A 13,267-nucleotide genomic window follows, 5' to 3' on the forward strand; every position below is an offset into this window, starting at 1 on the left:
ACGGATCATCATATCTGCCCCATGGTTTTGAGTTGGGCCTTGGGATGGATTTCGTTCTGCGACATGACAACGGTGGTTGGACGGAACCGTTCGACGATGGATCGGACATAGGGACGAATGCCGGGACTGGTCAAAAGAACCGGGCTTTCGCCCATCATGCCAAGTCGTTCGAACGTGGTGCGAACCTTGTTGATGAATTCCTGAAGCTGGCTTGGCGGGATTGACAATTGCTTTTCCTCGCCGGAGCCAACCAGACTTTCGGCAAATATCTGTTCCCACTGCGGGGACAGGGTTACCAGCGGGATCACGCCATCATGGTTGGTATTCACATCCGACAACTGACGGGCAAGACGGGATCTGACATGCTCGGTCATAAAGGTCGGGTTTCGGGTAAAGGCGGTTGATTCCGCGATCCCTTCGAGGATGGTTGGCAGATCGCGGATCGAAATGCGTTCGGTCAGAAGGTTTTGCAGAACGCGCTGAACCCCGCCAACGGAAACCTGACTCGGTACGATATCCTCGACCAGTTTTTTCTGGTCCTCATCGAGTTCATCCAGAAGCTTTTGCGTTTCGGCATAGGACAGAAGTTCGGGCATATGATCCTTGATCACCTCTGTAATGTGGGTGGTGATCACAGTTTGGGGATCGACAACGGTATAGCCACGGAACATGGCCTCTTCCTTCATGCCCTGCTCAATCCACATGGCCGGCAGGTTGAAGGTCGGTTCCATGGTCTTTTCACCGGCAAGGGTGATTTCCTCGCCCCTCGGGTCCATGACCAGCAGCATATTGGGACGAAGGTCGCCACGGCCTGCCTCGATCTCCTTGACGCGAAGTACATAGGTGTTGGCAGGCAATTGCATATTGTCCTGAATGCGCACACTGGGCATGACAAAACCCATATCGGTGGCAAGCTGACGGCGCAGTGCCTTGATCTGATCGGTCAGTTTCTGGCCGCGTTCGGTGCTGATCAGCGACAGCAGGCCATAACCGAGCTCAAGCCGCACATAATCCATGCGAAGCGCATTGGCGATCGGTTCTTCTGGCGGCGGGCCTGCGGCATCGGCTGCAGTCTGGGCTTCTTCCATCTGGGCGCTGGCGGCAGCCTCTTTCTGCTTTTTGCCCAGATGCCATGCAAGATAACCCAGCACAATCGCCAGACCAAGGAACCAGATCATCGGAATACCGGGCAAAAGTGACATGCCTGCCATCATGGCCGCGGCGACGCCGAGGGCGGCGGGGTAGTTGCTGACCTGCCCGAAAACGGCCTTTTCCGTCGCACCGTCAAGGCCGCCTTTGGTCACCAGAAGACCGGCGGCGGTCGATACGATCAGGGCGGGGATTTGCGATACCAGACCGTCACCGACCGTCAGGATCGTGTAAGTTTCGGTGGCTTCGGCAAGTGACAATCCCATCTGGGCCGTGCCGATGATGATGCCGCCAATCACGTTGATAAAGGTGATCAGGATACCGGCGACAGCATCGCCTCGCACGAATTTCGATGCACCATCCATGGAACCGAAGAACGAGCTTTCGTCTTCCAGTTCCTTGCGGCGTGCCTTTGCCTGTGTCTCGTTGATCAGGCCGGACGACAGATCGGCGTCAATCGCCATCTGTTTGCCGGGCATGGCATCAAGGGTGAAACGGGCGGCGACTTCGGCGATACGACCCGAACCCTTGGTGATAACCACAAAGTTGATGATCACAAGGATTGCAAAAACAATGATCCCGATCACGAAATTTCCCGAGATCAGGAAACTGCCAAACGCCTCGATCACGGCCCCGGCGGCATGGGTGCCTTCGTGCCCGTGTCCAAGAATAAGCCGCGTTGTTGCAATATTCAGCGCCAGCCGAAGTGACGTCGCCACCAGCAGGATCATAGGGAAAGAGTTGAATTCCAGCGGTTTCTGGATGAACAGGGCGGTCATCAGGATCAGCACCGAGAAACTGATCGATAATGCCAGCAGGAAATCGAGCAGCCATGGTGGCATCGGAAACATCATGACCGCAAGGATCAGGATAAAGCCGAGCGCCATGGCGATATCGCCACGTCTCATCGCCGAACGCAGGCGTGACTGGATGCCCGCCATGTTCAGGCCGCCTGCGCCGCCGGGTCCTTGCGATCCGTCAGATCCTGCCGGTGTGATGTCTCGACCGTCGGCCATATTGCCTGCTGGTTACCCTGTGTTGCTGGTCCCGGGAATGCACCCCCTTCCTGATATGGGGTGCGCCGGTTGTTTTGTAATAATCAGTCCTGAACATTGCCGGGTTGCGGCACGATAAGTCCTTCGTCGGTATATTGACGCAGTTTGTTACGCAACGTGCGGATCGAAATTCCCAGAATGTTGGCCGCATGGGTCCGGTTGCCGAAACAATGTTTTAGCGTATCGATGATCAGATCGCGTTCGACATCGGCGACAGTGCGACCGACAAGTGCGGCGGTGACCGAAGAATCATCATGGGGGGTATCTGCTTCATAATTGCCGGGTTCGGCCGATGGGGATGTATAATCATCATATTCATCTTCCCGGGGGGCAGATGTTTGCGGTGCGGGTGCCTGTGGCGTCGGGCTGGCCGCACGATAGGCTGCACCGCCATAGGCTGCGTTGGCATTGGCATAGGCCGAACTCGCGCGTGACGGGGCGCTTGGTGCGGGGTTTGCGGGGCCCGGTCCCGGTGTTGGCGCTGCGGAGACAGCTTCAGGGGCCGGGGCGGATTGCCATCCCGGCTCGGTGCTGCCAGCGCCTGACAGCATGATGGCTTCAGGGCCGATTTCTGTTGGCCCGGCGATCAGAACCGCACGATGCATGGTGTTTTCCAGTTCACGAACGTTGCCGCGCCAGTGATGGCTGCGCAGTCGTGCTATGGCAAGCGGGCTGATCGGGCGGATCGGAACATCGTTGGCATCTGAGTATTTTTTAACAAAGAATTCCGCCAGAACCGGAATATCGTCAGGCCGTTCACGCAGCGAAGGAATATCGAGATTGACGACGTTCAGACGGAAATACAAATCTTCGCGGAAGTTGCCGGCATTGACTTCGGCCTCAAGATTGCGGTTCGAGGTCGCGAGAATGCGGACATCGACCTTGACCGGGCTTTTGCCACCCAGACGGTCGATTTCCTTTTCCTGAATGGCACGCAGCAGTTTTGCCTGCAGGCGGACATCCATTTCGCTGATTTCATCAAGCAAAAGTGTGCCGCCATTGGCTTCTTCGAACTTGCCGATGCGCCGGGCCTGTGCGCCGGTAAATGCGCCCTTTTCATGCCCGAACAGTTCGGATTCCAGAAGGTTGTCGGGGATCGCGGCACAGTTCACAGCTACGAACGGCTTGTCCGCCCGGTTGGATTTGCGATGAACAAAGCGCGAGATGATTTCCTTGCCGGTGCCGCTTTCCCCGGTGATCAGAATGGAGGCGGAACTGTTGGCGACCTGGGTTGCCAGACGAAGGGTTTCCGCCATGCGGGCATCGCGATGGATCAGGGCATGGCTTTCTTCGGTAACGGCCTCAAAGATTGCCGCGATCAGGGCTGCTTCGGGCGGCAGGGGAATGAATTCCTGTGCCCCGGCCTTGATCGCGTTAACCGCACCATTGATATCATTGCCGATACCGCAGGCCACAACCGGGACATTGATGCGTTCACGATGCATCGCTTCGATCAGGGCCGCAACATCAAGGGCGATGTCGGCCATAACCAGATCGATACGGTTGCCTGCGCGCAGGATATTCAGCGATGTTGTGACACTTTCGGCCAACTGGACTGTTGCGCCGCGTGCCATCGCGATCTTGCTGGCTGCGCCGATCTGACCGCCCAGTCCACCAACGATCAATACCTGCATAGTCTCATCTCTTTCCGCTTCGTTTCCAGTGGCAGTTTCAATTGGCGGATCATACCGATCAATCGAAATAGCTGACCCGCTTTGACGGGGGCAGGATGGAGTTGATCAGCATTTCCAGTCGACGGGGGTTTTCCTGCCGTCCGATGGAAACGGCCCCCACCATGTAAACCGAATTCAAAAGTTCTTCTTCGCCCGAGTTGCGTTCTAGTTTGGCGGCAAGCGGCATAAACACCATGTTTGCCAGCACAGCACCATAGAAAGTCGTGAGAAGGGCAACGGCCATGGACGGCCCGATCGAGGATGGATCATCAAGGTTGCCAAGCATCTGGACCAGACCGATCAGCGTGCCGATCAGGCCCATGGCTGGCGCGATATCGCCAGCCTTTTTCATAATATTGGCACCTTTCTGGTGTCGTCCGATGGTGGCGTTCATGTCCTTGCGCATGATGGCTTCGACTTCTTCGGGTGGTGTGCCGTCAACGACCAGCGATAACCCCTTCCAAAGATATTCTTCGCTTTGCAGGCTGTCGAGATGGCCCTGCAATGACAGAACCCCGCCCTTGCGGGCGATTTCAGCCAGTTGGAGGATTTGCAGGGCAGCGTCGGCCGGGTTGCGCGATTTGTGAAAAATCGTGCGCATCAGAATTTTGCCAACGCCCAGAAACTCGCCAAGAGCAAAACAGACAGCGGTAATCGAGGCCGTCCCACCGATCACGATCAGGACGGACGGAATATCGATAAATGCCCCGGGCGATCCCCCCAATACAATCGCCGCAATAACAAGCGCGAAGCCAATAGCCAACCCCGCGACCGTCGCGATATCAAACGACGTTTTAGTCCCCCCGTCCGCCATACCCGCTCATCCTCTCAAAAGACTAGTTTTTCTCGGACTTGATGATTTCCGTCATGGTTACCCCCAGACGGTCTTCGACAACCACCACTTCGCCGCGAGCGACCAGACGGTTGTTTACATAGATATCAATAGCTTCCCCAACCTTGCGGTCAAGCTCTACAACGGCACCACGCCCCAGTTTCAGCAACTGGCTTACCTGCATGGTTGCTTTTCCAAGGACCGCTGAAACCTGAACGGGAATGTCGTATACCGCTTCAAGATCCTTGGACGTCTTCATGGCATCGCTGCCGATCTCGGCGGCGGCCAGAAGTTCGGTGCCTTCGCCCTCTAACTCGATATCATCATTGTTGTCGAGTTCCGAGAGTTCAAGATCGTCATCATCGGCCATTTTCGTCTCCTGATCCTTTGGCTTCCTGCGTCACGTCGATTTTCGTTTCGGGCTGGGCTTCGGGCTTGTGACCGGTCTGCAACGGGTTCCCATCCTGTTGTAGCTGATCATTTTTCTCGTCAATCCGGGTTCGAGTGTGCGACGCATCATCCCGGGGGGATGTTGGCATAATAACCTGTTCTGTACCATGACCTTCTTCAATCTGGTCAGTTGATACACGGGTAGAGTGTGATCCGGTTCCACTATCACCGATCTGATCGTCTAATGTTGGAGATGCCGGTATCCCGGGGGCATCTGGTGCCGCGTTCGTTACCCCTGATTCTGCTGCCGAAACCGGAATGTCTGCGGTCAATGGCGGTTCAGACCGGGTCGGAGGCTGCTGGGGCGGAAGGTCGGCACGGGTGGTATTTTGAACAGCGGGATCGCCCATGTCACTGTCTTCGAGCTCGTGCTCTTCGCCGTGTGCCTCAAGGGCGCGTTCAACAATATCGTTGATTTCTGCCCAGATGCGCTTGGTATCGCGAACCGCCGTGCCGTCGCCCCAGGAGACATGACAGTCACCAAGGTCGACATCGGATTCCCCGACAACCCCGACTTTGCCGGAAAAGCCGCGGGACTGCGCGATTTTTTCGACATTTTCCGAAACCATATCGGCAATATCGGGATGCACCTGAACGATCACCTTGGGGGCATCGAACAGATTTGCGAGACATTGGCGGACGATGCTTTCAATTTCGGTCAGTTCAAACTGTTTTGACCAGGCCGGGGCGATTTTACGCATGATGCCAACCGCGACATGAATGGCATCCTCGTTGATACGGGCATTGGCGCGTTTTTGTTGTTCATCAATCCGGGCAAGGGCATCGGCAATCCTTGCTGCCGCCTCGGTCATGGCTTGTTCCAGCGACGTTCGTATTTCCGTCCGGCCCTGTTCAAGCCCCCTGGAAAAACCTTCGGCGTCGGCGGCTTCGCGTGCGGCAGTTTCAGCCGCGGCGATCATCTCTGCGGCCTGTTCTTCGGTGTAAACCAGCGGCGGCGGAGGCGGTGTTTCGTCTTCGGGCTTTTTTTTCTTTTTGCCAACAGAATAATGCTCGTCATCCGCGCCGGATGACCGAATGACGTTATCGGCATCATCGAAACTGAGCGAAAACTTGAATTTTTCAATGGCCGTCATATCGAACCGCCAGTTTGGTTTGTGCGACAAGCAGGCCGGTGGCGTTATGCCACCCTGCCCATGATTGGACCGTCAGGCATATCAGGTTTCCTGATACAGCCAGTTGCGAATGATCGCCAAAGCTTCTTCCGGATGTTTTTCGACAATCTCGCCGATTTTCTTGACCGAGGACGCTTTGACACGACCCTCAACCATCGAAAGGTTGATCAGTTCCTCGCTGTCTTCCATCCCGGGGGCCATCGGCACCGGCGATGGTCCTGTCAGGGCCGGGGTGCCTTCTGCTGTCATGTCATCGGCGAGCAACTGGCGTTGGGCCATGTCGGCAGCACTTGGCAGGGTCTCGAACGCTCGGGTCAGAAGAGGACGAACCACCAGAAGGATGACCAGAATTGCGACAATGGCCAGTACCAGCATCTCGGCGATGCGGAAAATCTCGGCCTTGTCGAGGCCAAGGAATGTTTCGACATCTTCATCCGGGAACAGGTCTGCCGTGTCGGCGAATTGCATGTTGATCACTTCGACCTGGTCGCTTCGCGCCGGGTCATAGCCAATTGTACTGCGTACCAGGGCGGCGATTTTTTCCAGTTCTTCGGGGCTGCGTTCCTGATAAAGCCTTTCCCCGTTCTCGTCTGTTGTGTAGGTGCCATCGACCAGTACTGCAACCGTCACACGCGAAATTTCGCCAATTTCCTTGACCTTGGTGGTGGTGGTTTTGGAAATTTCGTAATTGACGGTTTCTTCGGTGCGTTCTTCCTGGCTGCTGGTGCCTGCTCCTTGTCCACCACCAAAGTCGGCGTCAGGCAAGTTGTTTTGCAGCGTTACCGGATCGGTGCCTTCGGTTTCGCTATTGGTCGAGTTCTCTTCGATCGTCTGGCTGGAACGCACGACCTGCTCGTCAGGGTTAAAGCGTTCATCTGCCGTCGTGACCTTGTTGAAATCCATTTCGACGGAAACTTCGGCACGAACTTCGCCGTAGCCGAGCGAACGCGACAGAAGATCTTCGATCGTATTGCGCAGGCGGCTTTCGTTGCGGATGCGCATTTCATCGGCGGTCTGGGTCAGGAAGGTTGAAGATTGTTCCTCGCCATCGCCACGGGCCAGAAGGCGACCGCGTTCATCAATGATTGAGACCTTGCCTGGTGTCAGTTGCGGTACTGCTGCGGCGACAAGATGCTGGATGGCAATGACCTGTTCGGGTTTCAATTCGCCGCCCGACATTTTTACTGCAATTGATGCACTGGCTTCCTGCGTTTCGCGTGAAAACATTTGGCGTTTGGGCAAAACCAGATGCACACGGGCCTGCTGGATCGACTGGATCGCGATAATGGTACGGGCCAGTTCACCTTCAAGTGCGCGAACATGGTTGATATTTTGTTCGAAGCTGGTCGCGCCAAGGCCACTGCCACTGTCGAAAACTTCATAGCCGACAGAACCGCCGGTCGGCAGGCCGCTTTCCGCCATCGACAGACGCATGCGATTGACCTGATCGGCAGGGACAAGGATTTCGGTACCATTATTGAGCAACTGATAGGAAACCTGCTGTTCTTCGAGCCGGTTAACGATCTGGCTGGCATCCGCGGGATTAAGATCGCGATACAGCAATTCCATATTCGGTGCTGATACACGCATAATAAGGAATGCAAAAAATACAAGCAGCAACACCCCGACGCCACTGATGGCCATCAGGCGTGTCGGTCCAAGACCTTTAAGCGTTTGTAATAAACCGCCCACGTTTGTCTGCTCCGGATCGATTGTTATCACTGTCCCCAAGACCGGCAGATGTCCGCACAATCGCTACCGGTATCATCTACGAATAGAAGCGCATATTGAAGAACAGGTTAACAACCGGCAATTATTGCCCAGTAATGTGTTCAAAATTCGCCAGTGATTTGAATCATTTGCATCTTTGGCGATAACAATATGCTGCCCTTTATGTAGGTAGTTATACCAGAAAAAAGAAGCCCGGCTGCAAAAGCCGGGCGAGTCCCTGTAAACATGCAGTGCATCGGGGCAGGATTCCCGCCCCGATGGCTCAAATCAGTTACCGTTTGATTCGGATCAGTTCGTCAAGCATTTCATCGGTCGTGGTGATCGTCTTGGTGTTCGCCGAATAGGCACGCTGGGTGACGATCATGTTGGTGAATTCTTCAGCAAGATCAACGTTCGACGATTCAAGTGCGGACGCCACGACGTTACCCGCACCGTTCAGGCCCGGTTCACGCAACAGATAGTCACCCGATTCACGGGTCTGGCGATAAACGTTACCGCTATAGTTTTCCATTTCATCAGGTGCTTCGAAGGTTGCGATTGCCAGTTTATAGATCGGGCGTTTCACACCGTTGGCGAACTCGACCTGAAGGAAACCTTCCTCGGTAAAGCCATAGTTCACCATTGAACCTGCTTGCGCGCCGTTCTGGTTGATGAAGCGGGTGTCGTATTCGACAAGGTTGCCATTGGCATCCGAACCTGCGCCAAACTGGGTAATGCCGTTCGTCAGGCCAACAGTGCCCAGGTCAAGAGTAATTTCGTTTGGATTCGACCCGTTGGTCCAGTTCGCGGTGATTTCCTCATCAAGCAAGTCCGTACCGGCGTTGTCGGTAAAGGTCCGCAGGCTGCCGTCACCGTTAAAGGTAATGATACCGGACTGGATCAATCCGTCTGGATGCTGGGTTGCATCAAGCTCACCTGTTGCCGTACTGCCCGTCAGTTCAAATCCCCAGCGATTCTGGCCCAGCTTGACGACCTGCAACTGGACAACGTGCGCCGTACCAAGGGAATCATAAATTGTTACCGGCATGGTGTTGTTTTCATCAACAGTACCGTCGGCCAGATCACCACCGGTATAGGTCGCTGCCAACGTTGCCGGGAAAGGTCCGGTAAAGCCAAGGGCCGTCAGCGGCGTGTTGTTGTTGTTGGTAATGACAACATCCTGATCGGCAAAAGAGCCGGTAATGGTCAGGGTATCGTCAGTGCCGGTCGATGTTGCAGTTGCAGTCACGCCGGTAACCGCGCTGATTTCCGCTGCTATATCAGCAAGCGTTTCACCAGCGTTGATGGTGATGGTCGTAACTGTGCCGGCAGGATACTCGATGTCAAACGAATCACCGGCTGCGATACCGGCCTGACCAGCGAGGGCGATGGTGCCGTCAATACCCAATGTGGTGGAAACATCCGAACCGCCTGTCAACGGCGTTTCATTGGCGTTGAGGTTGGCACCAAATTCGATGGTTGTGGTTGATGCTGCTGCCGTCAGGATCGAGTTGATATCAAGAACCTGAAGATCGGAGATCGCGGAACTGTTCGATGTTGTCGGCGTTCCTGTCGGGTCAAGAAGGACACCGTTACGGTCAGTTGCCCAGCCCTGAACGTAATACCCGGCGGTGTTGCGCAAAAAGCCGTCATCGTCAGGTTTGAAATCACCTGCACGTGTGAAGAATATCTCGTTGTCCGACCCGGGGGAGTTTGTGTCGCGGACGACAAAAAAGCCATCGCCGGAAATTGCTGCGGCTGTATTTGACGAGGTTGCCTGCAGCAAGCCCTGCTTGCTGATCAAAGCCGTCGGGTGGAACCGTACACCGCCGGGGGTGTAACGGGTATCGGTTGCGGATTCCGTGACAAGCGTCGAGAAACGCCCGATGGTACCCTTGTAACCGACCGTGTTCAGGTTCGAGATGTTATCCGAAATGACGCCCAGGTTTTGCGACTGGGCATTAAGGCCGGATACACCGGAAATCATAGCACCAAAAAGGCTCATTTTTATTCTCCTGCACTTACAGGGTGTTGATCAAAATCCGGATGAGAGCCTTCAGGCTGCTTCGTCCTGTTCGTCATTTCCGGAGGAGTCGTCGCCATCGGAGCCACCGGTGTCACCACCGTTGGAGGTATCCGTTCCATTCGCACCAAGCTTGACGTTCGTCAGGGTGGCGAACGGTACGGAAACGTCACCGATACGCAGATAAATATCGTCATCACCAATATCGACACTGTCGACATTGCCAATGATGCCAATCGCCATTGAGGCGGGTTTGCCTTTTTCATCCTTGAAGGTGTCACCGTTGGCAGCCATCGGTTTGAGCACGAGGGTATAGGCACCCTCAGCCTGTGCGACGCCGCTATTATTCTTGCCATCCCAGGTAAAGTCCTGAAGGCCGGAAACTTCGGTAAGTTCTTCGGAATATATTGTCTTGCCGCTCTGATCCTGTATCTGCAATTGCAGACGCGGGACTTCGGGGGAGATGTTGTATTTGTATTTGAGCTCGCCACCTTCATCGAGCCAGTTGGTGTCGCCAACCGCTTCAATCTCTGCCCCGACATAGGACAGGGCGGAAAGCTGACGTTGCTGGCTTTGCATCGCAAGCAGGTTCTCAAGGTTCTTGTTGCTCTGGATCCCTTGCTCGACCTGGGCGAACTGGCTCAGCTGGTCGGTGAATTTGTCACTTTCCATCGGCGAAGTCGGATCCTGATTCTTGAGCTGGGTGGTCAGCAATGTCAGGAACGTGTCGAAGTTCTGTGCCAGCTGGCTTGCCGAATTGCTTGATGCCGCGTTCGTGTTGCTTCCTGCGACATTAACATTGGTAGTTGAAGAAATGGTCATGATTTTGTTCCCCTACCTTTCCTAAATCCGGATATCGACGAGGCCGTTGGGATTGATCCCGTAGCCGATGGCAACATGTTCTGCGAGTTCGGCACCAGACATGACATCGCCTTCATCAGGCGTGCTGCCGGAATTGTTTGCCATGCGGGATTGGCCGTTGCCTTCCTGGCTTTGGCCGCCTTCGTTTCGATGTTCGAAGGTGAAGCTTTGACTGTCTGCATTCAGGCCTGCATCCTTGAGTGCCTGTTGCAAAGCGCGTGAGTCCTGGCGCAGCATATCAAGCGTTTCACGGGTATCTGCCTGAATGACTCCTTGCACGCGGCCGTCATGGCTGATTTCCAGTTTCACGTCTACCCGACCGAGATGCTCGGGGCGAAGCTGAACCGAAATTTTCTCCACGCCATCGCTGGCGGCATTGCGAATATGAACTGCGACTTGCTGCTGAACCTGCTGCGCCGGGGCACTGCGTGCTGTATGCGCGGCCTGGCCGGAGGCATTGCCCTGGGTCAAGTTGCTGTTGCCTGAAAGCTGACCATTGCCAGCCTGTACTGTGCCATCGGTCGCGCCGGTTGCGCTGACGGTGGAGGTTGCATTGCTGGTGGTTGCTGTTTGGGGCTGGGCAACTGGCGGCATGTTCTGCAGATTGGCTGCACCGGCCATGGCCTGTTGGGCCGCCTGACCGGTTGTGTTTGCAGGGGTGGCATTCGCTGCAGTCTGGGTGCCAGCACCTGAATTGGCATTCGCAGTGTTGTTACCGTTCGTAGCCTGTGCGGCTTCGCTACCCGATTTAACGGTGCGTTCACCACTCATGGCGTCGACGATTTTCGAGAGGAAACTGTCATTATCCCTGGCGATTTCGGTGCTGCCGTCAATACCGTTCAATGCCGATTTTGCCGCTGCACCCGCCGCCGGTTGGGAGAGGGCAGTGGAGCTCATAAGGCCGTCGGTTGTTCCTTCGACATTTCCACTTTGAGCCGGGATCTGCGCGCCATTCCCGGACTGAGTGGAAGAGGCCGGGATGTTGGTTCCTGCAGTCTGGACAGCATTTTGATCCGTAACCTGTACTGTTGCCGGGGATACTGCCGGGATAGCGGCCATATTCGGATCAACTACAGGGTCGGATGGTTGCGCAGTAGTATTTTCTGCCGGAATGGTTTCGCCAGTTGCTGGGGTCACATTCAAAGCCGTTTCCGGTGTTTCATCGGCGGGTTTGGATGATTTCGGCGGCGTATCCGTTTCGGCGGTTTCGTGTTCGGTTACATTGTCGCGGTCATGATTGCCGGTTTCGGCAAGATCATGGTCAATGTCTTCCGGTTTCGAATTTTCGGTGGTGTTTGTTTCTTCGCGCGGGCGATGTGTGTCGACATCATCATAATGTTCGCGATTATCATCATTCGTCAAACCGTCGGCTCGATTGACTTCGGGTTTTCGATAATCGTCGCGTGCGGAATTGTCGCTACGTTTCGCGTCAATGTCTTCACGGATTTGTGTCTGGGCAGTTTTTGCCGCGTCATGACGAATTTGGGCGTTGCGTTCTGCCCAACTGTCTGTGACCTGATCCATGACGTCGCCAAAGGACACATCGCTGCTGACAGACCCGGTCTGGCCCGGAATGGATATGGTTGGTGATGCCGATCTGATAATCGCAGAGCTGTTCATGACGTGGTCCTTCTTAAAACAGTGCCAGAACATCTGCAAAAGGCGGGCCAGTTTTGAATGTCAGGAATTCGTATAAAGAATCAGCAACTTAATCGCCGGTTGCAGGCAAAGGCATTTTTTGCCGGGCCTTTCATGCCGATACAGCATGAAAAAAGCTCCCGTCAGAAAAGGCGGGAGCTTTGGTCTTGCCAACTGATGGTTCAGGCAGAAATCGAAAGACCGGATTTGGGACGTTGTTCCTCGTCTTTCGTGTCTTGTCGATCTGATTGCGGATAAGATTGCGCACGAGGCTGTTGGCTCTGTTGTGCCGCAAGGATTGCCTGCCGCATTTCGTTTTCACTTCTTTCGGCAAGGGTTGCCCAAGAATCGCGAAGAGGTGTTAAAAGCTTGATAACATCAAGTGCGGCCTGGGGATCATTATGGCGATCAACATCCATTAACCGCAGCATGCAATGGGTATAAAGCCGTTCCAGATTGGTCGCGATTTCGCCACCCTGATCCATATCAAGCGTATTGGAAAGATGGGCAATCAGGTCAATAGCACGACAATTGGCGTTGCAGCGGCTTTGGATATCCCTGGCATCAATTGCTCGCAGGGCCTCCTGCAAGCAGGATAGCGTCTTTTCGTACAGCATGAAGACCATCTTGGCCGGCGAGGCTGTATTGACTTGCTGGTTTCTGTATATGTGTGCTGCATGCTCGTTCACGCTACACTCCTTGGTCTGCTAGGCGTCCTGTCAGTGTGCATGTATGAGTGTAAA

At 54.9% G+C, this 13,267-nt stretch carries 10 protein-coding genes; all 10 read right to left on the bottom strand.

Annotated features, from left to right (window positions below; genetic code table 11):
- Positions 1-8 precede the first annotated feature (8 nt).
- The gene (flhA, locus tag LG297_RS03800) at positions 9-2,165 is read right to left on the bottom strand and encodes a flagellar biosynthesis protein FlhA (RefSeq protein ID WP_404425292.1); all 2,157 of its coding nucleotides are present in this window, start codon (positions 2,163-2,165) and stop codon (positions 9-11) included.
- Between the two features lie 83 nt (positions 2,166-2,248).
- Complete coding sequence (locus LG297_RS03805) at positions 2,249-3,838, bottom strand: sigma-54-dependent transcriptional regulator (protein WP_404425294.1); 1,590 nt, start codon at positions 3,836-3,838, stop codon at positions 2,249-2,251.
- Positions 3,839-3,896: 58 nt separating this feature from the next.
- Positions 3,897-4,691: a motility protein A gene (locus LG297_RS03810; protein ID WP_404425296.1), complete on the bottom strand. Its 795-nt coding sequence runs from the start codon at positions 4,689-4,691 to the stop codon at positions 3,897-3,899.
- 22 nt (positions 4,692-4,713) lie between these two features.
- Entirely contained in the window at positions 4,714-5,079 is a 366-nt protein-coding gene (gene fliN, locus LG297_RS03815; RefSeq protein ID WP_404425298.1) for a flagellar motor switch protein FliN, read from the bottom strand.
- On the bottom strand, positions 5,069-6,253 hold the full coding sequence (locus LG297_RS03820) for a FliH/SctL family protein (protein ID WP_404425300.1): 1,185 nt from the start codon (positions 6,251-6,253) through the stop codon (positions 5,069-5,071). Before LG297_RS03820 ends, fliN begins: the two co-directional genes overlap by 11 nt.
- An 81-nt stretch (positions 6,254-6,334) precedes the next feature.
- Entirely contained in the window at positions 6,335-7,936 is a 1,602-nt protein-coding gene (gene fliF, locus LG297_RS03825) for a flagellar basal-body MS-ring/collar protein FliF (protein ID WP_404426928.1), read from the bottom strand.
- A 358-nt stretch (positions 7,937-8,294) separates the two neighbouring features.
- Complete coding sequence (locus LG297_RS03830; protein WP_404425302.1) at positions 8,295-10,007, bottom strand: flagellar hook-basal body complex protein; 1,713 nt, start codon at positions 10,005-10,007, stop codon at positions 8,295-8,297.
- 51 nt (positions 10,008-10,058) lie between these two features.
- Positions 10,059-10,847 (bottom strand): flagellar hook assembly protein FlgD, encoded by a 789-nt coding sequence (locus LG297_RS03835; RefSeq protein WP_404425304.1) that lies wholly within the window; start codon positions 10,845-10,847, stop codon positions 10,059-10,061.
- A 21-nt stretch (positions 10,848-10,868) separates the two neighbouring features.
- Entirely contained in the window at positions 10,869-12,506 is a 1,638-nt protein-coding gene (locus LG297_RS03840; RefSeq protein ID WP_404425306.1) for a flagellar hook-length control protein FliK, read from the bottom strand.
- 200 nt (positions 12,507-12,706) lie between these two features.
- On the bottom strand, positions 12,707-13,213 hold the full coding sequence (gene fliS, locus LG297_RS03845) for a flagellar export chaperone FliS (protein WP_404425308.1): 507 nt from the start codon (positions 13,211-13,213) through the stop codon (positions 12,707-12,709).
- Positions 13,214-13,267 lie beyond the last annotated feature (54 nt).

This window comes from Thalassospira australica, from assembly GCF_044790785.1.
Lineage (GTDB): Bacteria > Pseudomonadota > Alphaproteobacteria > Rhodospirillales > Thalassospiraceae > Thalassospira > Thalassospira australica_A.

Coding starts and splice junctions, on each gene's coding strand:
- fliF (WP_404426928.1), bottom strand. CDS start 7,936: ATGGCCATCAGTGGCGTCGGGGTGTTGCTGCTTGTATTTTTTGCATTC.
- LG297_RS03805 (WP_404425294.1), bottom strand. CDS start 3,838: ATGCAGGTATTGATCGTTGGTGGACTGGGCGGTCAGATCGGCGCAGCC.
- fliN (WP_404425298.1), bottom strand. CDS start 5,079: ATGGCCGATGATGACGATCTTGAACTCTCGGAACTCGACAACAATGAT.
- LG297_RS03810 (WP_404425296.1), bottom strand. CDS start 4,691: ATGGCGGACGGGGGGACTAAAACGTCGTTTGATATCGCGACGGTCGCG.
- LG297_RS03820 (WP_404425300.1), bottom strand. CDS start 6,253: ATGACGGCCATTGAAAAATTCAAGTTTTCGCTCAGTTTCGATGATGCC.
- flhA (WP_404425292.1), bottom strand. CDS start 2,165: ATGGCCGACGGTCGAGACATCACACCGGCAGGATCTGACGGATCGCAA.
- LG297_RS03840 (WP_404425306.1), bottom strand. CDS start 12,506: ATGAACAGCTCTGCGATTATCAGATCGGCATCACCAACCATATCCATT.
- LG297_RS03835 (WP_404425304.1), bottom strand. CDS start 10,847: ATGACCATTTCTTCAACTACCAATGTTAATGTCGCAGGAAGCAACACG.
- LG297_RS03830 (WP_404425302.1), bottom strand. CDS start 10,007: ATGAGCCTTTTTGGTGCTATGATTTCCGGTGTATCCGGCCTTAATGCC.